Genomic DNA, 25,473 nt, shown 5'->3' with positions numbered 1-25,473 from the left:
TCAATTCGCACAATCATATGCCTCGGAGGGCAAAATTATATAACGTTTACGTCAACATCAATTTTCAACGTTGCCGAACCGATCAGGCTCCCTTTCCTTTTCCGCCGCTTGCGCCTTATACATCGCCTAGAAATATTGGAGGACAATCATGGATCTCGGCATCACAGGCAAACGCGCGCTCGTCCTCGCCTCCTCGCGTGGGCTCGGCCTCGGCATCGCCGTGGCACTGGCGCGCGAGGGCGCAAACGTGCTGCTCTGTGGACGCAGCGGCGAGCAGCTGGAGGCCAATTGCAAGGCGATCAATAGCGAAGGCAAAGGCCGGGCCGACTGGATCTGGGCCGACCTCGGCGATGAACGCTTCGTCGAAACGGCGACGGCGGCGGTGAAGGAGAAATTCGGCGGGCTCGATATCCTCGTCAACAATACCGGCGGGCCGACGCCCGGCACGACCGAGGACATGACGGGCGAAAAACTCGAGACCTATTTCCTCTCCATGGTCGCCCGTGTGATTACGCTCACCAATGCGCTGCTGCCCGGCATGAAGGCGCAGGGCTGGGGCCGCATCCTGACGGTCGCCTCCTCCGGCGTGATCGAACCGATCGCCAATCTGGCGCTGTCGAATACGCTGCGCCCTGCCCTTGCCGGCTGGAGCAAGACACTTGCCTCTGAGGTGGCCGGATTCGGCGTTACCACCAACCTGCTGCTGCCGGGCAGCATCCTGACCGCACGGCTCGACGATCTCGACGGGGCGGCGGCAAAGCGGACGGGCAAGAGCCTCGAAGAGGTCCGTACCGACAAGGAAGCGCGCATTCCGGTCGGCCGCTACGGCAGGGTGGAGGAATTTGCCGCAACGGCCGCCTTCCTCTGCAGCCAGCCGGCAAGCTACATCACCGGCTCGCTGATCCGCTGCGACGGCGGCGCGGCACGATCGGTCTGACGGCTGTGCCTCAGGCGACGTGAGCGGCGGCGGCCCATGTCGCAACATTTTGCACCATCAATCCGACATGGGCCGGATCGTCTGCGATCTCGGCGAGTTCGGAAAGACGATGGAAGCCGGTCAGGATCGCAATGCGCCGCCGGTCGAGCTTGCGTCCGGTCAGCATTTCATAGGCCGATACGATGCGGGCGGTCAGATCCGGCGAGATGAAATTCGAGTAGATGAATTCCTGGTGCAGCGGGCCAAAACCTGAATCGGCGAAATCGTAAATGCCGTTGAGCCTCCTGTGCGCATGATCGAAGGCCATGTTCCAGCCATGACCGTCGAAGAAGCCGTAGGTCTTGCCGTGGGGATCAGGCGGCAGGGCTTCGAAATCGGAAATAATGGCCTGTGCAAAGCTGCCGATGTCGGGCGGCAGCAGCGGCAAAGCCTTCGTTCGCACCGCATCCGGCGATTGCCAGGCCTCGATCAGGCCGGCGCCGGCCGAGCGCAGGCGATCGGCATCGAGCACATGCAACTCGGCGTAAAAACGGGCGAGATCATCGGCAAGGTGCTGACGATCGCCTTCGCCAAGCGCATCGTAATCTTCGGCAATCAGATGTTCGCCTTCGAGCTTGGCATGGCTGGAGAAGATCGGCGGTCCGTCATGAATGCGCATGTCGGGAACCGCGATCGACAGCGACGGCCGAACGATATCGAGCAAAGCGGCTTCCTTCACAAGCGCTCGTTCAGCGCCCGAATGGCGGGGAAATTTGAAGATCAGCGTGTCATCGACGTCGACGGCAAGTGAATCCCAGCCCTTCGCCGCCAGCTTGAAGACGGAGGCCGTGAGTTCAGGAAACACGCTTGTTATGAGAGAGCGAAATTCGCTGGCGTTCAACTCGGTCATGACGGCCTGCCTTCTTTGGTTTTTCCCTGTTCCTCTCCGCGCAATCGACGGCTTGCGGGTTGATTTCGTCTCGTCATGAGCCGCCTGCCCCCGCGCCGTCGAACGGCATCGAGTTACTCTGGGTCTATATTAGTATAGTTTGAATATTACGGAATATTCATTACAAAAATTTAAGCCGTTATAACCACTTAGTGATCGCGAACCGGGAATTATGTCTTTTTTGCGCCGCAATATAAGCGGCTCTATCAGGGCATAAAATTCGCAACCTTGCCCCCGCAACCTTGCCCAAAAACCGGTCTCGCCCATGAAGAAATTTTGGATCACCGTCAGCATTATCGCAGTTGCCGCCGTCGGCGTCTGGCAATTCGGGAATCTGGTCCCCTATGCCTCCCGCATTCCCTACCTCTCGCAGTTCATCAAGCAGCCGGCCGGCGGCAATGGCGGCGGGCAGCAGGCCCATGGTGATCAGACACAGGGCGATCGGGCACAGGGCGATCAGGCGCAGGCCGATCAAGCGCAGGCCGATCAAGCGCAGAACGGTGGGCAACATCAGGGCGGCGGGCGCAGACGTGGCGGCGGTGGCCCGACCGTCGTCAAAACCGTCGCGGCGGTAAAAACGACGCTGCCGACGGATGTGACGGCTTCCGGCTGGGCGGATGCCGATGACAACACGACCATCGCCGCACAGGAACAGGGCCTGATCGTCAGCATCAATGCGCAGGATGGGGCAACCGTCAAAGCCGGCGATCTGATCGCCAAGCTGGACGACCGGACGGCCAAGGCGAGCGTCGACAAGGACAATGCGATGATCGTCCGGGACACGGCAACCCTTGCGGAATCAGAAACCGCTTTGACGCGCGCACAGGACCTCTTCAATCAGAAGGCCGGCACCCAGCAGAGCCTCGACCAGGCGGTCGCCGCCCGCGACACCGCTGCGGCCACCGTCGATGCCGACAAGGCGTCGCTTGCCTCCGATCAGATCATCCTCGAGAACACCGACATCCGCGCGCCCTTCGACGGCCGGCTCGGCGATATCGCCATCAGCAAGGGCGCCTTCCTCAATGCCGGCTCGGCAATCGTCACCATCGCCAAATACGATCCGATCTATGTGAAATTCCACCTGCAGGAACGCTATCTGCGTGTGCTGAAGAAAGCTCTGGCAGCGGGTCCGGTCGAGGTCAGCACGGTTCCCGCTTCCACCAAGGGACAAGTCCGCAAGGGCGAGATCAGCTTCTACGACAACACGGTCGACACGGCCTCGGGCACGATCCTCGCCAAGGCGAAATTCGAGAATGCCTCCGGCGCGCTCTGGCCCGGCCAATCGGTCAACATCGTGGTGCATTTCAACAATGACGAACAGCAGGTGGTGGTGCCGACGGTTGCCGTCAGCCCCGGCCCGGACGGTTTCTTCGCCTTCGTCGCCAAGGACGGCAAATCGCATCTGACGCCGGTGACCGTTGCCCGCGCCAATGGCGGCTTCACCGCCATCGAAACCGGCCTTCAGGCCGGCGACCATGTCGTCGTCGAGGGCCAGGGCCAGCTCAGCGACCAGCAGGCGATCAACGAGCAGTTCGACGAAAAGGCGCTTGATGTCGCCTCCGCCGAAGAGCCTCGGCAACAGCAGCAATCCGAGACGATCGCGGTGGGAGCTCAGCAATGATCCCCAATTTCTGTATCCAGCGCCCCGTCGCGACGACGCTGCTTGCCATCGGCGTCATTCTGGCCGGCCTTGCCGGTTACCAGCTCGTGCCGGTCGCTGCCCTGCCCCAGGTCGATTTTCCCACCATCAACGTTTCGGCGCAGCTGAGCGGCGCCTCGCCGCAGACGATGGCGACGTCGGTTGCGACACCGCTGATCAAGCAGTTCGAGACCATTCCCGGGATCAGCGAAATCAGCGCCTCGAGCTCGCTCGGCAGCAGCAGCATCGTGCTGCAGTTCGATCTCAACCGCGATATCGACGCCGCTGCAGCCGACGTGCAGGCGGCGATCTCGCATGCGACCCGGCAACTGCCCGACAACCTGACGACGCCGCCGAGCTACCGGAAGACCAACCCGGCCGATGCGCCTGTCATGCTGCTCTCGGTGCAGAGCAACACCATGCCGCGCAGCAAGCTCGACGAGATCGCCGAGGACATCATCTCGCCGTCGCTGTCGACACTTCCGGGCGTTGCCCAGGTCAGCGTCTATGGTGCGCAGACCTATGCCGTGCGCGTCGAGGTCGATCCCAACAAGCTGCTCACCCGCGGCATCGGCATCGATACCGTCAACAAGGCGCTGTCTGCGGCCAACAGCCAGCAGCCGGTGGGCACGCTGCAGAACAATTCGCAGAGCATGACCATCACGGCGAACACGCAACGCACCAACGCCGAACAATTCCGCTCGCTGGTCATTGCCAATCCGAACGGCGCGCCGATCCACCTTGGCGATATCGCCGATGTACAGGACAGCGTCGAGAACCAGTATACCGGCAGCTGGTATGACGGCCAGCGCGGCATCATCCTCGCCATCCAGCGCCAGCCGGATGCCAACACGGTCGATGTCGTCGATGCGATCAACGCCAAGCTGCCGCAGCTGCACGCGGAAATTCCGCCTTCGGTCAACACCGTCGTCATGAACGATGCCGCAAAACCGATTCGCGCCGCCATTGCCGACGTGAAATTCACGCTGCTTCTGACGATCGGTCTCGTCGTTCTGGTCATCTACCTCTTCACCGGCCATGCCACCGCAACGATCATTCCGGGGCTTGCCGTTCCGCTGTCGCTGATCTCGACCTTCGGCATGATGTATGTGCTCGGCTACAGCATCGACAACATCTCGCTGCTCGGGCTGACGCTCGCGGTGGGGTTGGTGGTGGACGACGCGATCGTCATGCTGGAAAACATCCTGCGCCATGTCGAGGAAGGCATGCCGGTGCGGGAAGCGGCGATCAAGGGTGCCGGCGAAGTCAGCTACACCATCATTTCCATGTCGGTTTCGCTGATCGCGGTGTTCATCCCGATCCTGCTGATGGGCGGCGTCGTCGGCCGGGTATTCAACGAATTCGGCATGGTGGTCGCGATCGCCATCATCTCATCGGCGATCGTCTCGCTGACGGTGACGCCGATGCTCGGCTCGCGGCTCTCCAACAACCATAGCCGCCCGCCGCTCCTCATCCGTATCTTCGATGCCGGCTTCGAGCGGACGCTCAACGGCTATGACAGGGCGGTGGGCTGGTGCCTGCGGCATCGCCTGACCATCCTCGGGGTTTTCCTCGGCTCGGTGGCGCTGACGGTCTATTTCTTCATGACGCTGCCGACGAGCTTCTTCCCGCAGGAAGATATCGGCCGCCTGACAATCAGCACCCAGGCCCGGCAGGACATTTCCTATTCCGCCATGGAGGCGCTGCAGCTGCAGGCGGCAGCCGCCGTCAAGGCGAACCCGGCGGTCAATCACGTGATGTCGACGATCGGCGGCAACCCGAACAAACCGCAGAACAACGGCTCGATGTTCGTCGAGCTCAAGGACAAGAAGGAGCGTCCGCCGCTTGACCAGACGCTGCGCGAGCTGCGCACGGCGATCAACAAGATCCCCGGATTGCAGGCCTTCGTGACGCCGAACCAGAGCCTGCGCTTCGGCGGCCGCCAGACCGCCAGCCAGTATCAGCTGGTGGTGCAGGCGCTGAGCGCCGACCAGACCAACCTGTGGGCCGGCAAGATCCAGGCGGCGATGCGTGGCGAGCGAAGCCTGTTCACCGATGTGACCTCGGATGCCCAGAACAACGCCCTGCAGGCCAATATCGTCATCGATACCGAGCGGGCAGCCGCTTACGGGATCGACAACGACACGCTGCGCACGACGCTGCAGGAATCCTTCAGCGGCTATGCGGCGGCGGAAATCCAGTCGACCGGCGACAGCTACGACGTCATCGTCGAATACGACACCAGCAAACCCTGGGACGACCAGAAGCTGTCGGAGATCCGCGTCGCCTCCTCCAATGGCAGCCTGGTGCCGCTGTCGAACTTCGCGCATGTGCAGCGCACCACCGGCCCGGTGACCATCAACCAGACGGGCCAGCTGGTCTCGACCACGGTTTCCTTCAACCTGCCGGAAGGCGTGTCGCTCAGCAATGCCACGGCGGCGATCGATCAGATCAAGAAGGACATCAGCGTTCCGGCAGACGTCTTCACCTCCTATGGCGGCACGGCGGAGATCTTCCAGCAGTCGCAGGGCAATACGCCCTATCTGATCCTGGCGGCCATTCTGACCATCTATGTCGTGCTCGGCGTGCTCTATGAGAGCTTCATCCATCCGCTCACCATCCTCTCCGGCCTGCCGGCGGCGGCCTTCGGTGCGCTGCTGGCGTTGAAGATCATGGGCTTCGACCTGTCGATCATCGCCCTCATCGGCCTGCTGATGCTGATCGGCATCGTCAAGAAAAACGCGATCATGATGATCGACGTGGCGGTGGAGACGATGCGCACGACGGGCGAAAAGGCGACGGCGGCGATCCACGAGGCCTGCGTGCGCCGCTTCCGGCCGATCATGATGACGACCTTCTGCGCCCTGCTCGGCGCCCTGCCGATCGCGCTCGGCACCGGCGCAAGCTCGGAGCTGCGCCAGCCGCTCGGCATCGCCGTCGTCGGCGGCCTGATCGTCTCGCAGATGCTGACGCTGTTCATCACCCCGGTCATCTTCGTCGAGATGGACCGCTTCGGCAATTTCCTCGGCCGCCTGATCGGCGGAAAGAAGGTCGAGGAGCCTGTGGTGCAGGAGGCAAGGGCAATGGCTGCCGAGTGATGACGGCCCTCTGAGTTCGGCATAGCCGATCAGCCCCTGAGGCGCACTTCTTCTTCCACCGGGAGAAGAAGTGCGCCTCGATCACATCAACTTCCGCTCCTCTTGAATGTGTCACGCCTCTGTGGCATCACCCGCCCTCCTTGATCCGGGCGTTCGCACGCCCCTGCGGAGCAACGCTCCGTCTCCAACAACAATCGGCATGAAGAGGTGCGGGCATGGCTCAGGCGCTGGGTTTGGACTTCGGCACGACGAATACGGTTCTCGCCATGGCGGATGGCGGGGCGACACGCTCGATGGCGTTCACGAGCACAGCGGGTACGGCCGACAGCATGCGCACGGCGCTGTCCTTCATGAAGGACGCGCAGCTCGGGGCTTCGGCGCTGAAGGTGGAGGCGGGCCATGCGGCGATCCGCCAGTTCATCGACAATCCCGGCGACTGCCGTTTCCTGCAGTCGATCAAGACCTTTGCCGCCAGCGCGCTCTTCCAGGGCACAATCATCTTCGGCAAGCGGCAGAGCTTCGAAGACCTGATGGAAATCTTCATCCGGCGCCTCCGCCATTACGCAGGCGAGAGTTGGCCCGATGAGACCAGCCGCATCATCGCCGGCCGTCCGGTGCATTTCGCCGGCGCCAATCCGGACCCGGCGCTTGCAGTGCTGCGCTACAACGAGGCGCTGACGCGGTTCGGCTTTCCGGAAATTCATTATGTCTACGAGCCGGTTGCGGCCGCCTTCTACTTCGCGCAGAACCTGAAGTCCGATGCGACCGTGCTCGTCGCCGACTTCGGCGGCGGTACGACGGACTATTCGCTGATCCGCTTCGAGACCAGGGCCGGCAAACTGACGGCAACGCCGATCGGCCATTCGGGTGTCGGTGTGGCCGGCGACCATTTCGATGCGCGCATGATCGACAACATCGTCGCGCCGCAGATCGGCAAGGGTAGCCATTTCAAGAGCTTCGACAAGATCCTTGAGGTGCCGTCAAACTACTATGCGAGCTTCAGCCGCTGGAACCAGCTGTCGATCTTCAAGACCTCGCGGGAATTCGAGGATCTCAAGAAGCTGGTGCGCACCAGCCTGGAACCGGAGAAACTGGAAATCTTCGTCGACTTGATCGACCATGACGAGGGCTATCCGCTCTATCAGGCCGTCTCTGCAACCAAGATGGCGCTTTCCTCCGCCGAAGAGGCGCCGTTCGATTTCGCGCCGCTCGGCCGCGGCGGTCGTCGCACGATCAAGCGCAGCGATTTCGAAAGCTGGATCGTCGATGACCTCGCCCGTATCGAAGGGGCGCTCGACGACGTGCTTGACAAGACCGAGACGACGTCCGCGGAGATCGACAAGGTGTTCCTGACCGGCGGCACCTCCTTCGTGCCGGCGGTGCGGCGCATCTTCACCGAGCGCTTCGACAGCGACAAGATCGAGAGCGGCGGCGAGCTGTTGTCGATCGCCCACGGCCTGGCGCTGATCGGCGAACGCGACGACATCGCGCAATGGACTGTGCAATAGCGCCGGCAAGGGCGGGCAATCTGTCGCCTGCCCTTTCCATGCCACAGTCTGTCGGCTAAACCTGTCGGATGATCTCCGCCAACGACCTTTCCCCCGCCGAGCTTGCAGCGCTTCTGCATTTCCATGCGGATGCCGGCGTGGAATGGCTGCTGGAAGAAGGGGCGATCGACCGCTTCGCCGAGTTCGAGGCGATGAAGGCCGCCCGGCGCCCGGCGACACAGGCGCAGCCGCAACCTTCCCTCGGGGAACGTTCCGGTGCCGGAGAAGGCCGGACACCGCCGCGTCCGAGTGCAACGGCACGCCCGGCGCCGGCGGGGATCGCCGCGTCCGGCCCGCAACCGGCGATCCCGGATGGCGAGGCTGTGCAGCAGGCGCGTTTCGTCGCCGAAACGGCGCGGTCGCTCGCAGAACTCAAGACCGCGATCGAAGCCTTCAACGGCTGCAACCTCAAGCACAGCGCCCGCTCGACCATCTTTGCCAGCGGTGATGCCGAAAGCGGTATCATGGTAATCGGCTCGGCGCCGGGCGCCGAAGACGATCGCGAAGGCGTGCCCTTCTCGGGAAAATCCGGCCAGCTGTTCGACAAGATGCTGGCGGCGATCGGGCTGACCCGCGCAAGCGTTCTGCTGACGCAGGTCATCCCCTGGCGGCCACCTGGCAATCGTGCCCCCTCGGCAGCGGAGATGGACATCTGCCGGCCGTTCATCGAGCGGCAGATCGCGTTGGCCGAACCAAAGGCGATCCTGCTGCTCGGCAATTTTTCGGCCCGCTTCTTCTTCGGCGAAAACGACACGATCCACGGCCTGCGCGGCCGCTGGAAGGAGATTGCCGTCGCCGACTGTGTCATTCCTGCCATAGCCAGCCTGCATCCGCAGGATCTCTTAACCGCACCGGTCAATAAAAGGCTGGCCTGGAATGACCTGCTCGCCTTTCAAGCGAAGCTTAAGTCCCTCTCTTTGCTTAGAAATTAGCCAAAGTTGAAGAATTTATGAAGCGACCCATGCGCTGGATGCATGACTGCATCCCGCCATGACGCATTGCGGAATCAATGCTGCATCGCAATATCAGCTGTGTCTTGGGAGGAACCACAGGAACCAAGGCCATGAACAAGCGTTTTCGTCCTATCCATAGCGGGTTTGAAACCCTCCGCCTCGCCGGCGACCAGGTTCGTTCCACTCACGGCTACAGCCGTTTCGGCTTTGCCGCGAACGAACAGATGATCGCCCGCGGCACCGGCATCAACGGCCGCACAGCGCGCCCCGACGCGATTTTTTCGGACTTCCAGCAATATTGAGCGGCAGGCTTTGCCTGCCCCTTCGCGTCAAATCCACGAGTACTTGAAAATGTCCACGATCCTATCGCTTTTGCGCACAATCGACACGTTCGAGCATATCCGCGTCGCGGTCTGCGCCGCGCGGGAATATGAGCGCGAGCTTTCGGTGAAGCCGGCCGATGTCCTGGGATGCGAGGGCGTGAGTACAGCGGCAATCGTTCTCTGATCAGCCGGCCGTCTCATCGATCTGGGCCTTTGCCCATTCGAAGGCTTCGTCGACATAAGCGAATTTGACCGCCTGCCAGGCGCAGTATTCCTCGACGAACTTCCGCGATATCCAGAGATGCGCCTTGCGCGGTTCGTCGTCCCAGCCGACGCAGCCGCGTTGCGCCGCCTTTGCCAAGAGCCTTTGCAGATGGGTGCGCGACATCATGAAATCGGCCGCGAGCGCGCGGGTTTCGACGCGGCCGACGGAATAGCGCTCCGCCTCGGTGTTTTCTATATCCATCCGGGCGATGAAATTGTCGACGACGAGGCCACCGGCTTCCGTCCAGAGGAACATCGCCACCTGTTCCGGCGGCTCGCGCCAGGCGGCATCTTCCAGGCAATGGCGGGCAATGCGCGGCTGAACGAGCCGCATCAATGTCGGGTTTGCCTGGAAAAACGCTGCCCTTTGACCGCCGTCGAGCAGATCGAGCGCGGCGAGATTGCCGAGAATCCAGGCAAACATCGCCTGATGGCTGACGTCGGCCGGCTCGAAATGCCGTGGCCGCCGCCGCTCGTCGCCGGGTGTGTGGACAATGAAGCGGTACGTAAACAGCTCTTCGATGAAGGCGAGCACGGTGTTGCGGCTCGCCACCTTATGCGCGGTGATGCGCGCCGTTAGCCGAACGGCAGTGAAACCCGACGTCGGGTCGCTCGGATCATATTCCAGATTGAGGGCATAGGCGGTCTGGGTCAGAAGCCAGCGCTGATGCGAAGCGAGCAATCGCGCCAATCGCGGGCCGGCATCGAACATGCCGCGCATCTGCGCGGCCAAAAAACGGATGCTCAGCAGAAAGGAGCAGTTCCCCGCCAATTGCTCCGCCGTGAATGCCATTATGCTTTTCTCCACCTCCGCTCACAGGCCAGCGTTCGGAGCAGCAATACCGAAGACCTCCCGGTATCAGCGGCCATTCAGACATGAACGGCTTCGAATAAGTGATACCCTCTCACCTTCAACAAACATATTCCAAGAAATGACGATACCCCAAGAATTCACTATTCTTTTCGCTTTTGGCGAGCAATTTCTCCACCGCGACGATTTTCGCCTTAAAAGCTTTGATATCATCAGCTTGCGGGCCTCAGGCTTGCGGCGTCGTGGCCTTGCGCGCCTCTCTCTGCTCGATGCCAAGCTGATGCTCGCGATAGATGATGAAGATGCCGGCAGAGATGACGATGAGCGTGCCGATCAGCATGGTGACGCTCGGCACGTCGCCGAAGACGAAATAGGCGACGATGCTGCCGATGAGAATAGAGGTATATTCGAACGGCGCGATGGTGGAGACATCGGCATGGCGATAGCTTTCCGTCAGCAGGATCTGCGCGACGCCACCGCAAAAACCGGCGGCGACCAGATAGAGCGCCGACGGCCATGGCAGGACGAGCCAGCCGAAAGGCAGGGAGGCCAGTGAGAAGACCGAGGCGGTGAGCGAGAAGTAAAGCACGATCGTCGCTGTCTTTTCCTCCTCGACGAGACGGCGCACCTGGATCATCGCCATACCGCCGAGAACGGCCGAGAACAGCACTGAGAGCGCCCCGATGGCCTGTTCGGCCTCCATGCCGCCATCGCGAAACAGCGTGAGTTTCGGCCAGGAAATAATGGCGACGCCGACGATGCCGACCAGGACGGCACTCCAGCGATAGATGCGCACGGTCTCGCCGAGAAAGACGGCGGCAAAGATGACGGCGACGAGCGGCAAAGCGTAGCCGAGCGCGATCGCCTCCGGCAGCGGCAGATGCAGCAGCCCATAAAAACCAAAAGCCATCGACATGATGCCGATCGTGCCGCGCTTGAGGTGGCCGACCGGATTGGCGGTGTAGAAGGCGGCGCGCAGCTGCCCGATATAGGCGAGATAGGCCATGATCGGAAAGAGCGCGAAGAACGACCGGCAGAAAGTGACCTGACCCGGCGGGATCTCCGAGCCGGCCAGCTTGATGAAGGTCTGCATGGCCAGGAAGACCACGACCGACGAGACTTTCAGCGCAATGCCTCTCATCGGGTTTCTGAGAACCGAGTGCATGATCCTGGCTCTTATATCGACTTAACGGCAACGGGGAGACGCGTTCGACTCGGGAACGCTGAGGGCGACGCCTTCCATCGTAGCGAAGAAAATTCCGATTGGCGAAAAAATCGCAAGCCGCGCAGAAGAATCGCAAAATCGCCTTCTGCCTCAGGCTCGGCGGTGCCGCATGCACGCGCCTGCGTCGAATTTTTCCTCTCGTCAGCCATTTGCCCTAAAATGTTCACCTCTCATCGCTCGCTGTTAACCAATTGAAAACCATAGGCACGCATCGTTTTTGCTGATTTCGAAATTTTCTTCGCCCTCCAAACGATTGCTCGCCCCAAGGATCATTTGATGAAGCCGCTCAGCGCCGAAACCATTGCCCAGTCGCAGAATGCGACACCGCGCTCGATGCGCGTCGTCACCGACGGTATCAGCACCGACCTCGAGCGCTTCAGCGCTGACAACACCCATATCGTCAAGCAGATCAAACTGCTGGCGATCAATGCGCTGATCGAGGCGGCAAGAGCCGGCGAGACCGGAAAGGGCTTTGCGGTCGTTGCCAACGAGGTGCAGCGGCTGGCGCAGATCGCCACCGACATCACCGGCCGGTTCGAGAGCAACGTGCTCGGCCGCATCGGCCTGAGCCGCGCCATGGCGGATTCGCTGGTCGAGGAGATGGAGGGGGTCCGCCTCACCGATCTGGCGCAGACGCTGGTGCAGCTCATCGTCCGCAATCTTTTCGAGCGCACGGCCGATGTGCGCTGGTGGGCGACGGACCCGGCACTCTGGCAGGCGCTTGAGAATCCGGATCGGGAAACCGTCGCCTTTGCGGCGGAGCGTCTCGGCGCCATCAACCGCTTCTACACCGTCTATCTCGATCTCGTCATGACCGATCTCTCGGGCAAGGTGATCGCATCCGCCAATCCCAAGTTCCAGCGCAAGATCGCCGGCACAAGCCTTGCCGGCGATCCGTGGTTCCGCGCGGCGTCTGCCTGCTCCTCCGGCGACGCCTATATTGTCGACGAGGTCAAGGCGAGCCCGACCCATGACAACAGGCATGCGCTTGTCTATGCCACAGGCATCCGCGAAGAGGGCAAGCTCGACGGACGGCTGATCGGCACGCTCGGCGTCTATTTCGACTGGCAGAACCAGGGCCAGGCGATCGTCGAGAAGGAGGCGAACCTGCCGCCGCAGCTGGCGGAAAGAACGACGGTCATGCTGCTCGACGGCAAGAGCCGGGTGATCGCCACCACCAATCCCGCCCTGCTGTTTTCGCATTTCGCCCTCGCCAACCCCTCCGGCCAGGCGAAAGGGAGCTATTACGACAATAATGGCTCGATCGTCGCCTTTGCACGCACGCTCGGCTACGAGGATTATGACGGGCTCGGCTGGTACGGCGTCGTCGTGCAGCGGACCGAAAGCGACGCGACGATCAAAGCCGCGCTCAATCTGAAGTAGAGCCTCGCGCCCTGGTGGCCGCAGTCATTCGTCCCAATCAGGTATTTTGCCCGCGAACTTCGTGTTCGCGGGCAATTTGCTTTAACTTTAGTTCAGACTTTAATGTAATCATGCCCGGCAAATTTATGGCAGAGTGCGCCCGCCTCTGTATTCCGCGGTTGTCAAATAACGGTCTTCAGGAAACACCATGCGAACAGATACCGGCCAGGTCAATCATCTGGCAGATTACCGTCCCACCGACTTCGTGCTGGAACGCGTGGACCTGACCTTTGAACTCGACCCGACGGAGACAAAAGTCGAGGCTCGCCTGATCTTTCATCGCCGCCCGGGCGCTGATCCCACGGCGCCGATCGCTCTCGACGGTGACGAGCTGACGCTGTCGGGGCTGCTGTTCGACCAGGTGGAGATGGATCCTTCGCGTTATGACGCGACACCGGAAAGCCTGACGGTGCGCGACCTGCCGGAGAGCGCACCCTTCGAGCTGACGATCACCACGATCATCAACCCCGAGGCCAATACTCAGTTGATGGGCCTCTACCGCAGCGGCGGCATCTATTGCACGCAATGCGAGGCCGAAGGCTTCCGCCGCATCACCTATTTCCCCGACCGGCCCGACGTGCTGGCGCCGTTCACGGTCAACATCATCGCCGACAAGGACGCCAACCCGCTGCTTTTGTCGAACGGCAACTTCCTCGGCGGCGCCGGTTACGGCCCCGGCAAGCATTTCGCCGCCTGGTTCGACCCGCATCCGAAACCGAGCTATCTCTTCGCGCTCGTCGCCGGCGATTTCGGCGTCATCGAAGACACGTTCACCACCATGTCCGGCCGCGAGGTGGTACTGAAGATCTATGTCGAGCACGGCAAGGAACCGCGCGCAGCCTATGCGATGGACGCGCTGAAACGCTCGATGAAGTGGGACGAAGAGCGGTTCGGACGCGAATACGATCTCGACATCTTCATGATCGTCGCCGTCTCCGACTTCAACATGGGGGCGATGGAGAACAAGGGCCTCAACGTCTTCAACGACAGATATGTCCTTGCCGATCCGGAGCTCGCGACCGATGCCGACTACGCCAATATCGAGGCGATCATCGCGCATGAATATTTCCACAACTGGACCGGCAACCGCATCACCTGCCGCGATTGGTTCCAGCTGTGCCTCAAGGAAGGCCTGACGGTCTATCGCGACCAGGAGTTTTCCTCCGATCAGCGCTCGCGCCCGGTCAAACGCATTGCCGACGTGCGCCATCTGAAATCCGAGCAGTTTCCGGAGGATGGCGGCCCGCTCGCGCATCCGGTGCGGCCGACGACGTATCGCGAGATCAACAATTTCTACACGAGGACCGTCTACGAGAAGGGCAGCGAAGTCACGCGCATGATCGCGACGCTGCTCGGCAAGGACGGCTTCAAGAAGGGCCTAGACCTCTATTTCGATCGCCATGACGGCCAGGCCGTGACGATCGAGGATTTCGTCAAATGCTTCGAGGATGCAAGCGGGCGCGACCTCACGCAATTCTCGCTCTGGTACCATCAGGCCGGCACGCCGCTCGTCACCGCATCGGGCAGTTACGACGCGGCCGCCGGCAGCTTCACCCTGTCGCTCGAGCAGATGATCCCGGCAACGCCCGGCCAGCCGACCAAGGAGCCGATGCATGTTCCGCTCAGCCTGGCGCTCTTCGGCGAAAACGGCGGCAGGATCGAGCCGAGCGCGGTCGAGGGCGCGGAATATGCCGGCGAGGTGCTGCATCTCACCGGCCGCACCCAGACGGCGGTGTTCCACGGCATCGGCGCACGTCCGGTCGTTTCGATCAACCGCAGCTTCTCGGCGCCGATCAACCTGCATTTCGATCAGAGCCCGGCCGATCTCGCCCACCTTGCCCGCCATGAAACCGATCATTTCGCTCGCTGGCAGGCGCTGACCGATCTGGCGCTGCCGAACCTGCTGAAAGCCGCCCGCGACGCCCGCGAGGGCAAGCCTGTCGTCTGCGAAGCGACCTTCGTCGAGACGCTGCTTGCGGCGGCCGCCGACGAGAGCCTCGAGCCGGCCTTCCGCGCTCAGGCGCTGGCGCTGCCGAGCGAATCCGATATTGCCCGCGAACTCGGCAGCAACAACGATCCCGATGCCATCCATGCCGGCCGGCAGGCAATCCTGCAACAGATCGCCGAGGCCGGAAAGGATGTTTTTGCCGGCCTTTACGCCGCGATGACGACACCTGATGATTTCAGCCCGGACGCGAAAAGCGCCGGCCTCAGGGCGCTGCGAAACACCGCCCTCACCTACCTCTCGCATGCCGAGCAGACGCCGGCCCGCGCCAAGGCCGCCTTCGATACTGCCAACAACATGACCGATCTCAGCCATGCGCTGACGATCCTTGCCCATCGTTTTCCCGACAGCGCGGAGACGCGCGAGGCGCTCGCCACCTTCCGTGACCGCTTCGCCGGAAATGCACTCGTCATCGACAAATGGTTCGCGGTCCAAGCCGGCATTCCCGGCGCCGACACCCTGGGACGGGTCCGCGCCCTGATGGACGATCCGCTCTTCAAGCGCACCAATCCGAACCGGATGCGGTCGCTGGTCGGCACCTTCGCCTTTGCCAATCCGACCGGCTTCGGCCGCGCCGACGGCGAAGGCTATCGCTTCCTTGCCGATCAGATTCTCGATATCGACGGGCGCAACCCGCAGCTTGCCGCCCGCATTCTCACGTCGATGCGCTCCTGGCGCTCGCTGGAACCGACGCGGGCCGATCACGCCCGCTCGGCGCTGATCGAGATCGAGCAGGCTCCCGGTCTTTCCACCGACGTGCGCGATATCGTCGAGCGCACGCTTAAGGGGTAATTCGCCTCAATCGGCCGCCGCGAAAAATTCGGCGGCCGGTTGCCCAGCGGATCGAATCGCTCGAAAAGCGCGAAATTATAAATAGTTAACGGATTTTTACCTTTGCCTCTGGACAAGGCGAATCACCCATGATTCTCTAGGTCAGGTTCGAGCGAGCGGCGCGCGAATCACACGAGGGACAAGGCGAAGAGATGATGGACGTGCGGCGGGCAACCGTGGCCGGAGGACGGCTGCGTGTCGATTTTGACGGGTTGAAAGCCTGGCGAGACAGCCTATCCGGTCATGCGACATCGGAACCCCTTCTGCGTCATCTGCCGAAGGCCGAGCTGCTGCTGAAGCGGGCCATTCCGGCGCTGATCGTCGCCTTCCTCTTCGTTGTCGCCGCGTCGCATTTCTTTGGCATGGTCAGCGAATATTCCCGCCTTGAAGCCTCGGCCCGCCATGCCACGGCGCTTTCGGCCGCGACCGCTTCCGCCGTGTTTGCCGATGCGTCCGACATCTTCGACAGCGGCGATGCCGCAGAAGCGCAGGCCCGGCTCGCCAGGTTCCTGCCGCAGGACCGGCTTGATAACGGCGCCTTCGTGCTGCTCGTGCAGGCAAGCGGCAAGGTCTTTGCCGCGACCACCGCCGGGCTTTCGCATGTCGGCAGCAATGTCGGCGATTTCTTCCCCGAGGTCTCGGCGATCCGGCGTTTCGGCGATCGCGCCGACGTCATCGAAACGACGATCGGCGGCGTGCCGCACTACGCCGAGATCACGCTGATGGGCAATGCCGGCGGTTATATCGTCGCGGCCACTTCGCTCAGCGAGATCAGTCGGCTCTGGCGCGAGCAACTGGCGCTCAACGTCACGCTGTTTGCCGGCATCTCCTCGATCCTGCTGGTCATCCTCTATGCCTATTACACCCAGGTGAAGCGCGCCCGCGACGCCGACGACATCTTCCTGGAATCGAACCTGCGCGTCGAGACGGCGCTGTCACGCGGCCGCTGCGGCCTCTGGGACTTCGATTTCGAGAACCGCGAATTCTTCTGGTCGCGCTCGATGTACGACATGCTCGGCCTGCCGGGTTCCGACAAGACGATGGGCTTCGGCGAAGCCGCGCGGCTGATGCATCCCGATGACGGCGGGCTCTACGAGATCGCCCGCGCCATCGCCAAGGGCCATTCCGGCCAGGTCGATCAGATCTTCCGGATGCGTCACGCCGGCGGCCACTATGTCTGGATGCGCGCCCGCGCCCAGGTGATCCGCAGCAATTCCGGCCGTGTGCACCTGATCGGCATCGCCATGGATGTGACCGAACAGCATCGGCTCGCACAGCGCTATGCGGAAGCCGACCAGCGGCTCGCCGACGCCATCGAATGCACGTCGGAAGCCTTTGTGCTCTGGGACAAGAACGATCGGCTCGTCATGTGCAACACGCATTTCCAGCAGGCCTACGGCTTGCCGGACAGCGTGCTGGTGCCGGGCACCGAACGCTCGATCGTCAATGCCGCCGCGGCCCGCCCGGTGATCGAACGGCGGATCGCCGATGCCGACGGCCCCGGCTATTCGCGCACGACGGAAGTGCAGCTTGCCGACGAGCGCTGGCTGCAGATCAACGAGCGGCGGACCCGCGACGGCGGCAGGGTTTCGGTGGGAACCGACATCACCCTGATGAAACGCCATCAGGAGCGGCTGCGCGAATCCGAACGCCGGCTGATGGCGACGATCGGTGATCTCTCCGCCTCGCGCCAGACGCTGGAGAGCCAGAAATCCGAGCTTTCGACGGCCAATGCCAACTATCAGGCGGAAAAGGAACGCGCCGAGGCCGCCAACAAGGCGAAATCGGAATTCCTCGCCAATATGTCGCATGAGCTGCGGACGCCGCTCAACGCCATCCTCGGCTTCTCGGAAATCCTGCAGAACCAGATGTTCGGGCCGCTCGGCTCGCTGAAATACGACGAATATGCCCGTGATATCCATGACAGCGGCAAACATCTGCTCAACGTCATCAACGACATTCTCGACATGTCGAAGATCGAGGCCGGCCACCTCAAGCTGCATTGCGAGCGCATCGATCTCGTGCCGCTGATCGAGGAAAGCCTGCGCTTCACCGCCATGCCCGCGGCTGAAAAGAACATCGTCATAGAACAGCGCATCTCGTCCGGCCTGACGTTGAGGGCCGACCGCCGGGCGATGAAACAGGTGCTGCTCAACCTGCTCTCCAATGCGGTGAAGTTCACCGACAATGGCGGCCGCATCGCGGTACGCACCCGGCGCGTCGACGGCGCCGTCTTCGTCACCATCGCCGATACCGGCATCGGCATTCCGCGTTCGGCGCTGTCGAAGATCGGCCAGCCCTTCGAACAGGTGCAGAGCCAGTATGCCAAGAGCAAGGGCGGTTCCGGCCTCGGGCTCGCCATCTCCCGCTCGCTGACCGCGCTGCATGGCGGCCGCATGAAGATCCGCTCGCGCGAAGCGGTGGGTACCGTGATCTCGCTGCGCATTCCGGATGATGTTTAGTTCTTAATGGTGTTCAGGAATATCTTCCTGACCGCTTTCGAAAGCCGCTTCACTTCCCCTTCCAGCGTCCTGATGTCAGGGCAGTCGCCGGCGCGGCAGACGAGTTCGACGAGGCCGGACGGCGCATCCTTCGGATCGAACTGGCCGTCGATGCAAAGGCGGATCAGCTGCGAAAGGCCGGTATAAAGGGCGAAAGCCTCGAGGCAGATGTCGAGATCGGCCGCCGCCATCAGCCTGTCGCCAAGCACCTTCAAGGCCTCGCCGGTGCTCAGCCCGTTGACGGCGATGCCGGCACCCCTGGTGGGAGCGATCAGCGCCAGGTACTGGGCGATGAATTCCAGATCGATGACGCCGCCGGGGATCTGTTTCAGGTCCCATGGGCCGGAGGGCGGTTTTTCCCTATCGATCAGTTCGCGCATCTCGGCGACATCATGCGCCACCTTGGCGATATCGCGATCGGCCGTCAGCACTTCCCGGACGATATGTTCCGTCTCGGCGATCAGGCTGTCATCGCCCGAGATCAGCCGGGCGCGGCTGAGCGCCATATGCTCCCAGGTCCATGCCTCCTGGCGCTGGTACTTGCCGAACGCGTTGATGCGCGTGGCGACCGGCCCCTTGTTGCCGGAGGGGCGCAGCCGCATGTCGACCTCATAGAGCACTCCTTCGGCAGTCGGCGCCGACAAAGCGGCGATCAGCCGCTGGGTGATGCGGGTGAAATAACGCGTCGCGTCGAGCGGCTTCGGCCCGTCGGATTCGCCAGCAGCGTCGTCGTAATCATAGAGCAGGATCAGATCGATGTCGGAACCGGCCGTCAGCTCGAAGCTGCCGAGCTTGCCCATGCCGGCGACAGCGATGCGGCCGCCCGGATAGTCGCCGTGGGCGGCCCGCATCTCGCTCACCACGGCATCGAGTGCCGCCGCGATGATGAGGTCGGCGAGATGGGTAAAGGCGCGTGCGGCCATCGCGCCGTTGATTGTGCCGGTCAGCAGGCGGATACCGATCAGGAAGCGCTGCTCGGCGGCGAAGATGCGCAGGCGGTCGAGCACCTCTTCATAATGGCGCGCCTGGGCAAGCGAGCCTTTCAGCCGTTCGCCGAGATAATCGCGGGTCGGCAGCTCGGCCATCAGGCCGGGATCGAGCATGCCGTCGAAGACATGCGGCCTGGCGGCGATCACCTCGGCAAGCCGCGGGGCTGAGGACATGATGTTGACGATCAGCGACAAGAGTGCCGGGTTGCTGCCGAGCAGCGAGAAGAGCTGGATGCCGGAGGGAAGGCCCGAGATGAAGCTGTCGAAACGCAGCAGCGCCTCGTCGGCGCGCTTGCTTTCGCCGAAAACCCGCAAAAGCTCCGGCGCCAATTCCGTCAGCCTTTCGCGTGCCTCGACCGATTGCGTCGCGCGGTAGCGGCCATAGTGCCAGGTGCGGATGATGCGGGAAATGTCGGACGGCCTGGTAAAACCGAGCTTCTTCAGCGTCTCCAGCGTATCGGGATCGTCGCCCTGGCCTGTGAAGACGAGATTTCCGGTGTCGGTGGAAAGCTTGCTCTCCTGTTCGAACAGGTGGGCATAACGGCGCTCCACCGTCTTCAGCACGCCGACCAGCCGCTCGGCGAAGCTCGGCGTGTCGGTGAAACCCATCATGAAGGCGATGCGCTTCAGATCGGCATCGGTCTCCGGCAGCAGGTGGGTCTGCTCGTCACGCACCATCTGGATGCGATGCTCGACGTCGCGCAGGAACCAGTAGGCCTCGGTCAGTTCGTCGCGGGTCTCCGCGTCGATCCATTTCGCCTTGGTGAGTTCACCGAGCGTCTCTTCCGTCACCCGGCCGCGTAGTGCCGGCATGCGGCCGCCGGCGATCAGCTGCTGCGTCTGGACGAAGAATTCGATCTCACGGATGCCGCCGCGGCCGAGCTTGACGTTGTGGCCTTTGACCGCAATCGCGCCGTGGCCCTTATGCGCGTGGATCTGCCGCTTGATCGAATGAATATCGGCAATCGCCGCGTAATCGAGATATTTGCGGAAGACGAAAGGGGAAAGCCCGCGCAGAAAATCGCCGCCCGCCGCAAGATCGCCGGCAACGGCGCGCGCCTTGATAAAGGCGGCCCGCTCCCAGTTCTGGCCCCTGCCCTCATAATAGATCATCGCCGCCTCGACCGGGATCGCCAGCGGCGTCGAACCGGGATCGGGGCGCAGTCTGAGATCGGTGCGGAAGACGTAACCATCCGCGGTGCGCTCCTGCAGGATGCGCACCAGCCGGCGCATCATCCGGGGGAAGATCTCGATCGCATCATCGGGGTCGGGCACGATGCCAGCCTCTTCGTCGAAGAAGACGACGAGATCGATATCGGAGGAATAGTTAAGCTCGCCCGCACCGAGTTTGCCCATGCCGAGCACGATCAGCCCCGAGCCGTCGCTGGGAGCCGCCGGATCCCGCAGCCTGAGCTTTCCCCCCTCGTGCGCCGACAGCAGCAGATGGTCGATCGCGGCGGCAACCGAAGCCTCGGCAAGCTCGCTCAGCCAGGCCGTCGTCGCCCGCCCGTCGAAGATGCGCGAGAGGTCGGCGAGCGCGACGAGGAAGGCCACCTTGCGCTTGATGATGCGCAGCCTGCTCATCACCACGGATTCGGCCGGCGCCGCCCCCTCGCCGTCCGGCCGCCAGCAGCCCCTGGCCTCGGCGACCAGCGCCTCGATCTGCGGCTCCAGCGGCTCGGCGATGGCGCCGGCGAGGACGGTCGGGTCGAGATTGACGATTTCGCGCAGATAGGGCGACAGCGTCAGCGCCGCCGCGATGAAATCGCGAAGCGGGCCTTCCGTCTTCAGCATCGCAGCCACCGACGGCTCCTGTCTGCCGGCCTCCTGAAGGTCCGCCAGCGCCAGCTTCAACTCCGTCTGGTTCAGCGGCCGCAGCAGCCCTTCGGCGACGTCCTTCAGGCCATGCGTCGATTTCGTCAGCATGCGCTCTCCCTGCTTTAACACCTCAGGAAACGACCACGCAGAATCGCAGCCCGCGCCTTCGATCGAAATTAAACTAGGGTCTTGGCGGAAAACCGCCAATACGCGATTCAACCGATCGTATTTCGGCGGAAGAGATCAGGCAGCCTTGGCCGGGAAAATCATGCTGACGGTCAAACCGCGCTGTTCGGGCTTGTCGGGATCGGTATCGGAGAACTCCAGCCGGCCGTTGTGCAGCTCCATCACCGCTTCCACCAACGAAAGCCCGAGCCCGGTCCCGGGCTTCGAACGGCTTTCATCGAGGCGGACGAAGCGCTTCACCACATCGTCGCGCCTGTCGGCCGGAACGCCCGGGCCGTGGTCGGCGACCGACAGGCAGATGCCATCCGCGCGGCGGGCAAGCTTCAGCGACACTGTGCCGGCCCCTTCCGTATCGGAGGAATATTTGATGGCATTGTCGAGCAGATTGAAGATCGCCTGGCCGATCAGCTCGCGGTTGCCCTGCACCTCGACACCAGGCTCGACGCTGGCGCTGAGGCCAAGCCCGGCTTCCTCGGCCGCCGGTTCGTAAAGCTCGGCGCTGTCGGAGACAATCGCCGAAAGCTCCACCGGCGACATTTCCGCCGCCACCGACCCGGCCTCGACGCGGGAGATCATCAACAGCGCGTTGAAGGTGCGGATCAGCTGGTCCGATTCGGAAATGATGCCTTCGAGCGCGGTGCGGCGCGTATCGCCATCTGATATATCGAGCGCATCGGCCGCCTTGTTGCGCAGCCGCGTCAGCGGTGTCTTCAGATCGTGGGCGATGTTGTCGGAGACCTGCCGCAGGCCCTCGTTCAGCTTCTCGATGCGCTCCAGCATGGTGTTCAAAGACATCGACAAACGGTCGAATTCATCGCCGGAGCCGCCGACCGGCAGGCGCTGCGACAGGTCGCCGGCCATGATCTTCTTGCTGGCATCCGACATGCGGTCGATGCGTTTCAGCGCGTTGCGGCCGATGGCGAACCAGATGATGATCGCACCGAGCCCCATGATCGCCAAGGCCACCATCAGCGCCTGGCGCACCAGCAGACGGAAACGCTCGGGATCGCCAAGGTCGCGGCCGATCAGGATCCGCAAGCCGTTGTCGAGCACGAAGATATTGGCGATCGCCTTGTGGCGGCGCTCGATGCCGCTGTCGGTATAACGCTGATAGATAAAGGGCGCCGAGGTCCAGCCGATTTCCTCGAAAACGCCAGGCTGCACCGAGGCGACGTTGCCGGCGAGAATATCGCCCGAGGGACCGGCGATGATGTAGAGGTTGGCGCCCGGCTGGCGGGCGCGCCGCTCCATCGTGCGCAGGAGAAGGTTCATGCCGCCAGTGTCATAGGCGCGCTGGACCTGCTCCACCTCCTGTTTGACGGCGTCGCGGATCTGGCCGGTCAGCAGCCGTTCCGACATCGCCGTCACATAGAAGACGAGCGTCGCGGCGCAGATGGCGAAAAGCAGGATATAGAGTGCCGAAAGGCGGACTGCGGTGGACTTGAAGAGAACCCTGAAACGGCTCATCCCTCATCCTTGATCATGTACCCCGCGCCCCGAATGGTCTTCAGGAGCGGCTGGCTGTAGTCCTTCTCGATCTTCGAGCGCAGGCGCGAGACGTGGACGTCGATGACGTTGGTCTGCGGGTCGAAGTGATAATCCCAGACATTTTCGAGCAGCATGGTGCGGGTCACCACCTGGCCGGCATTCTTCATCAGATATTCGAGCAGGCGGAATTCGCGCGGCTGCAGCAGGATTTCCTTGCCGCCGCGGCGCACCTCATGGGAGAGCCGGTCGAGTTCGAGATCGGCGACGCGATAGACGACATCCTGATCCGGCGTACCCTTGCGGCGGCCGAGCACCTCGACGCGGGCCAGCAGCTCGCTGAAGGCATAGGGCTTCGGCAGATAGTCGTCGCCGCCGGCGCGCAGACCGGTGACGCGGTCGTCGACCTGGCCGAGGGCCGAAAGAATGAGAACCGGCGTATGGATCGCCTTGCGGCGCAGCTCGCTGATGACCGAGAGCCCGTCGCGGCGCGGCAGCATGCGGTCGATGACGATGACGTCGTAGCTATTCTCCGACCCCATGAACAGGCCGGCCTCGCCGTCGCTGGCGTGATCGGCGACAATGCCCGCCTCGCGAAAGGCTTTCGTGAGGTAGACCGCGGCTTCGAGATCATCTTCGATGATGAGAATCTTCATGCGGCCGACATTACCCACCGGCTGCGTTTCGGCAAGGCTCAAAGCATCTTCCTGCGGGGCGGCGCTCATCGCGATCATCCTTCAAAGGTCAGAAGAAACGAGCCGCGCGGATTCTCATCCGCACGGCTCCTGTTTTCGTAAAGATCAGCCCTGGCCGTTGATCGGAAGTGCTACGAAACGGCTTCCTTCGCTCGACTGGATCTGGAAGAGCGCCCGGGTGCGGCCGTCCTTCTTGGCCTGGTTCAGCACCTTGACGACATCGGCGGGGCTGGAAACCTCCTGATTGTTGACCGAGGTGATCTTCTCGCCTTCCTTGATGCCCTTGTCGGCGGCGTCGGAGTCCGGATCGATGCCGGTGATCGCCAGGCCCTTGCCGTCATCGGAAGGGCCGACCGTCAGGCCGAGATCGGCAAGCGCCTTCTCGGAAGCCGGTGCCTCGGGCTGCTGCGGCTGGTTGTTGTCGTCGGCAGAGGCATCCTTCTGATCGGCCGGCAGCGTGCCGAGTTCGACGGTCAGGGACTGGCCCTTACCGGCGCGCCAGACCGAAAGCTCGACCTTGCTGCCCGGCTGCATCGCACCGATGCGGCGGCTGAGATCACGGGCATCCTTGATCGTTTCACCGTTCAGCGCCGTGACGACGTCGCCGGCCTTCATGCCGGCCTTGTCACCCGGCGATCCGGACTGCGGGGCGACGACGAGGGCGCCGCTCGGCTCGGAAAGGCCGATGGATTCGGCGATGTCCTTGGTCACCGGCTGGATCTGCACACCCAGCCAGCCACGCGAGACCTGGCCGTCCTTCATCAGGTCGGCGACGACGTCCTTGGCGGTCGAGGCCGGAATGGCGAAGGCGATGCCGACGCTGCCGCCGGACGGCGAGAAGATCGCGGTGTTGATGCCGACGACTTCGCCGCTGAGGTTGAAGGTCGGACCGCCGGAGTTGCCGCGGTTCACGGCGGCATCCACCTGCAGGTAATCGTCATAGGGGCCGGAGCCGATATCGCGGCCGCGGGCCGAAACGATGCCGGCGGTGACCGTGCCGCCGAGGCCGAAGGGGTTGCCGACGGCAACGACCCAGTCGCCGACGCGGACGTTGTTGTCATCGGCCCAGTTGACGTAAGTGAACTTCTTGCCCTTGCCGTCGACCTTCAGCACGGCGAGGTCGGTGCGCGGATCCTTGCCGATCAGCTTGGCATCGAGCTCGGTGCCGTCATTCATCACGGCGACGAAGGCCTGGCCATCGGAAACGACGTGGTTGTTGGTGACGATGTAGCCGTCCTCGGAGATGAAGAAGCCGGACCCTTGAGCGACCGGGCGCAGACGGCCCTTGCCGCCGGGACCATTCGGGCCGCCCGGACCACCGGGGCCATTCTGGCCGAAGCGCCGCTGATGGCCCTGCTGGTCATTCGGATCCTGGCCGAACTGCTTGAAGAAGCGCTTCAGCGGATGATCGTCGGGAAGGTCGTCGAAACCGCGGCCATTAAAATCGAAGGAGAAGCCGTCATTATTGTCGGAGACGGGATTGACGCGGTTTTCAACCCGGACGGAGACGACAGCCGGCGAAACGGCATCGACGACATTGGCGAAGCTCGGAACGGCAGGCGCCTGAACCTTGACAGCTTCGGCGTAAGACCGGGTGATTTCGAGCGGAACGCCGGTTGCGAGCACAGCGGCTGCGATACCGGCGACGGTAGAAGCCTTGAGCACAGTGGCGAGGGACGGACGTCCGTTGAAATTCTTGAGCATTGGAGCACCTTCTCTTGTTCTTAAATCTTCAGACCGGCGGCGCCGGATCAGTCGATGAATGAAGATATAGGACGCCGCACCTTACTGCGAACTGTCCGGCCAATGAAAAGTT

The 25,473-nt window shown here is 62.7% G+C and carries 17 protein-coding genes; 10 read left to right on the top strand and 7 right to left on the bottom strand.

The genetic code is table 11. The annotated features are described in order from the left end of the window. Positions 1-148: 148 nt before the first annotated feature. Positions 149-937 carry an SDR family oxidoreductase gene (locus tag CO667_RS05350; protein WP_097617418.1) on the top strand — a complete coding sequence of 263 codons (789 nt, stop codon included), beginning with the start codon at positions 149-151 and terminating at the stop codon, positions 935-937. 10 nt (positions 938-947) lie between these two features. Here CO667_RS05350 and CO667_RS05345 read toward each other — a convergent pair whose 3' ends face one another. After that, positions 948-1,826, bottom strand: a complete 879-nt coding sequence (locus tag CO667_RS05345) for an aminoglycoside phosphotransferase family protein (protein ID WP_097617417.1) — start codon at positions 1,824-1,826, stop codon at positions 948-950. A 304-nt stretch (positions 1,827-2,130) separates the two neighbouring features. Here CO667_RS05345 and CO667_RS05340 point away from each other — a divergent pair, with 304 nt between their 5' ends. The 6 genes from CO667_RS05340 to CO667_RS35270 all read left to right on the top strand — a co-directional run bounded on the left by CO667_RS05340 (position 2,131) and on the right by CO667_RS35270 (position 9,609). After that, on the top strand, positions 2,131-3,486 hold the full coding sequence (locus tag CO667_RS05340) for an efflux RND transporter periplasmic adaptor subunit (RefSeq protein WP_097617416.1): 1,356 nt from the start codon (positions 2,131-2,133) through the stop codon (positions 3,484-3,486). After that, positions 3,483-6,602: an efflux RND transporter permease subunit gene (locus tag CO667_RS05335; RefSeq protein ID WP_097617415.1), complete on the top strand. Its 3,120-nt coding sequence runs from the start codon at positions 3,483-3,485 to the stop codon at positions 6,600-6,602. Before CO667_RS05340 ends, CO667_RS05335 begins: the two co-directional genes overlap by 4 nt. Positions 6,603-6,817: 215 nt before the next feature. Then, on the top strand, positions 6,818-8,110 hold the full coding sequence (locus tag CO667_RS05330; protein WP_097617414.1) for an Hsp70 family protein: 1,293 nt from the start codon (positions 6,818-6,820) through the stop codon (positions 8,108-8,110). 68 nt (positions 8,111-8,178) lie between these two features. Further along, positions 8,179-9,081: a uracil-DNA glycosylase gene (locus CO667_RS05325; protein WP_097617413.1), complete on the top strand. Its 903-nt coding sequence runs from the start codon at positions 8,179-8,181 to the stop codon at positions 9,079-9,081. A gap of 131 nt (positions 9,082-9,212) precedes the next feature. Beyond that, positions 9,213-9,404: a hypothetical protein gene (locus CO667_RS05320; RefSeq protein ID WP_097617412.1), complete on the top strand. Its 192-nt coding sequence runs from the start codon at positions 9,213-9,215 to the stop codon at positions 9,402-9,404. A 49-nt stretch (positions 9,405-9,453) separates the two neighbouring features. Next, positions 9,454-9,609 carry a hypothetical protein gene (locus tag CO667_RS35270; RefSeq protein WP_179874068.1) on the top strand — a complete coding sequence of 52 codons (156 nt, stop codon included), beginning with the start codon at positions 9,454-9,456 and terminating at the stop codon, positions 9,607-9,609. Here the strand turns inward: CO667_RS35270 and CO667_RS05315 are convergent, their stop codons facing one another. Both CO667_RS05315 and CO667_RS05310 read right to left on the bottom strand, forming a co-directional pair. After that, positions 9,610-10,482, bottom strand: a complete 873-nt coding sequence (locus tag CO667_RS05315; RefSeq protein WP_097617411.1) for a hypothetical protein — start codon at positions 10,480-10,482, stop codon at positions 9,610-9,612. A gap of 244 nt (positions 10,483-10,726) precedes the next feature. Next, positions 10,727-11,665, bottom strand: coding sequence for a DMT family transporter (locus tag CO667_RS05310; protein WP_097617410.1), 939 nt, complete (start codon positions 11,663-11,665; stop codon positions 10,727-10,729). Positions 11,666-12,001: 336 nt separating this feature from the next. Between CO667_RS05310 and CO667_RS36230 the strand changes: the two genes are divergently transcribed. The 3 genes from CO667_RS36230 to CO667_RS05290 all read left to right on the top strand — a co-directional run bounded on the left by CO667_RS36230 (position 12,002) and on the right by CO667_RS05290 (position 18,445). Beyond that, positions 12,002-13,108 (top strand): methyl-accepting chemotaxis protein, encoded by a 1,107-nt coding sequence (locus CO667_RS36230; protein ID WP_097617409.1) that lies wholly within the window; start codon positions 12,002-12,004, stop codon positions 13,106-13,108. A 187-nt stretch (positions 13,109-13,295) separates the two neighbouring features. After that, on the top strand, positions 13,296-15,944 hold the full coding sequence (pepN, locus tag CO667_RS05295; RefSeq protein ID WP_097617408.1) for an aminopeptidase N: 2,649 nt from the start codon (positions 13,296-13,298) through the stop codon (positions 15,942-15,944). Positions 15,945-16,135: 191 nt separating this feature from the next. Continuing rightward, positions 16,136-18,445 carry an ATP-binding protein gene (locus CO667_RS05290; RefSeq protein WP_097617407.1) on the top strand — a complete coding sequence of 770 codons (2,310 nt, stop codon included), beginning with the start codon at positions 16,136-16,138 and terminating at the stop codon, positions 18,443-18,445. Here the strand turns inward: CO667_RS05290 and CO667_RS05285 are convergent. From CO667_RS05285 to CO667_RS05270, 4 genes are all read right to left on the bottom strand, one after another. Then, positions 18,442-21,399 (bottom strand): bifunctional [glutamine synthetase] adenylyltransferase/[glutamine synthetase]-adenylyl-L-tyrosine phosphorylase, encoded by a 2,958-nt coding sequence (locus CO667_RS05285; RefSeq protein ID WP_097617406.1) that lies wholly within the window; start codon positions 21,397-21,399, stop codon positions 18,442-18,444. The genes CO667_RS05290 and CO667_RS05285 overlap by 4 nt on opposite strands. 135 nt (positions 21,400-21,534) lie before the next feature. After that, complete coding sequence (locus CO667_RS05280; RefSeq protein WP_097617405.1) at positions 21,535-22,944, bottom strand: HAMP domain-containing sensor histidine kinase; 1,410 nt, start codon at positions 22,942-22,944, stop codon at positions 21,535-21,537. Next, positions 22,941-23,687, bottom strand: coding sequence for a response regulator transcription factor (locus tag CO667_RS05275; protein WP_179874067.1), 747 nt, complete (start codon positions 23,685-23,687; stop codon positions 22,941-22,943). Before CO667_RS05275 ends, CO667_RS05280 begins: the two co-directional genes overlap by 4 nt. Before the next feature lie 75 nt (positions 23,688-23,762). Continuing rightward, positions 23,763-25,361 carry a Do family serine endopeptidase gene (locus tag CO667_RS05270; protein WP_097617404.1) on the bottom strand — a complete coding sequence of 533 codons (1,599 nt, stop codon included), beginning with the start codon at positions 25,359-25,361 and terminating at the stop codon, positions 23,763-23,765. Between the last annotated feature and the right edge of the window lie 112 nt (positions 25,362-25,473).

It is taken from the genome of Rhizobium sp. L43 (assembly GCF_002531725.1).
Taxonomy (GTDB): Bacteria; Pseudomonadota; Alphaproteobacteria; order Rhizobiales; family Rhizobiaceae; genus Rhizobium.
The sequence above is the reverse complement of the archived record's forward strand: the minus strand, read 5'-3'. Positions and strand labels throughout refer to the sequence as shown.